We start from the raw sequence: 1568 nt of genomic DNA on the forward strand, positions 1-1568 counted from the left end.
TTAAGTGTATTTAATGCGGAGTTTACTTCTTGTAAATGAGCATTTAAATAAATGAAAACGAAGCAATATGAGAGCGATTGACTAAAATTTTGGTGGAAACATAGATTAAGTTATTAAGGGCGCACGGTGGATGCCTTGGCACTAGAAGCCGACGAAGGACGTTACTAACGACGATATGCTTTGGGTAGCTGTAAGTAAGCGTTGATCCAGAGATTTCCGAATGGGGGAACCCAGCACGAGTTATGTCGTGTTATCGACAAGTGAATTCATAGCTTGTCAGAAGGCAGACCCGGAGAACTGAAACATCTTAGTACCCGGAGGAAGAGAAAGAAAAATCGATTCCCTGAGTAGCGGCGAGCGAAACGGGAAGAGCCCAAACCAATAAGCTTGCTTATTGGGGTTGTAGGACACTCTATACGGAGTTACAAAGGAATATATTAGACGAATCATCTGGAAAGTTGAATCAAAGAAGGTAATAATCCTGTAGTTGAAAATATATTCTCTCTTGAGTGGATCCTGAGTACGACGGAGCACGTGAAATTCCGTCGGAATCTGGGAGGACCATCTCCTAAGGCTAAATACTCTCTAGTGACCGATAGTGAACCAGTACCGTGAGGGAAAGGTGAAAAGTACCCCGGAAGGGGAGTGAAAGAGAACTTGAAACCGTGTGCTTACAAGTAGTCAGAGCCCGTTAATGGGTGATGGCGTGCCTTTTGTAGAATGAACCGGCGAGTTACGATCTGATGCAAGGTTAAGCAGGAAATGTGGAGCCGTAGCGAAAGCGAGTCTGAATAGGGCGTTGAGTATTTGGTCGTAGACCCGAAACCAGGTGATCTACCCATGGTCAGGTTGAAGTTCAGGTAACACTGAATGGAGGACCGAACCGACTTACGTTGAAAAGTGAGCGGATGAACTGTGGGTAGCGGAGAAATTCCAATCGAACTTGGAGATAGCTGGTTCTCTCCGAAATAGCTTTAGGGCTAGCCTCAAGTGATGATTATTGGAGGTAGAGCACTGTTTGGACGAGGGGCCCCTCTCGGGTTACCGAATTCAGACAAACTCCGAATGCCAATTAATTTAACTTGGGAGTCAGAACATGGGTGATAAGGTCCGTGTTCGAAAGGGAAACAGCCCAGACCACCAGCTAAGGTCCCAAAATATATGTTAAGTGGAAAAGGATGTGGCGTTGCCCAGACAACTAGGATGTTGGCTTAGAAGCAGCCATCATTTAAAGAGTGCGTAATAGCTCACTAGTCGAGTGACACTGCGCCGAAAATGTACCGGGGCTAAACATATTACCGAAGCTGTGGATTGTCCGTAGGACAATGGTAGGAGAGCGTTCTAAGGGCGTTGAAGCATGATCGCAAGGACATGTGGAGCGCTTAGAAGTGAGAATGCCGGTGTGAGTAGCGAAAGACGGGTGAGAATCCCGTCCACCGATTGACTAAGGTTTCCAGAGGAAGGCTCGTCCGCTCTGGGTTAGTCGGGTCCTAAGCTGAGGCCGACAGGCGTAGGCGATGGATAACAGGTTGATATTCCTGTACCACCTAACATCGTTTTAATCGATG

At 46.7% G+C, this 1568-nt stretch carries 1 rRNA gene (running past one end of the window); it reads left to right on the forward strand.

From position 1 onward, the window contains the following. Window positions 1-103: 103 nt before the first annotated feature. Window positions 104-1568, forward strand: a 23S ribosomal RNA gene (locus tag JVV30_RS12825) (it continues 1396 nt past the right edge of the window).

The sequence above is a fragment of the Staphylococcus sp. GDY8P47P genome, from assembly GCF_016892225.1.
Taxonomy (GTDB): domain Bacteria; phylum Bacillota; class Bacilli; order Staphylococcales; family Staphylococcaceae; genus Staphylococcus; species Staphylococcus borealis.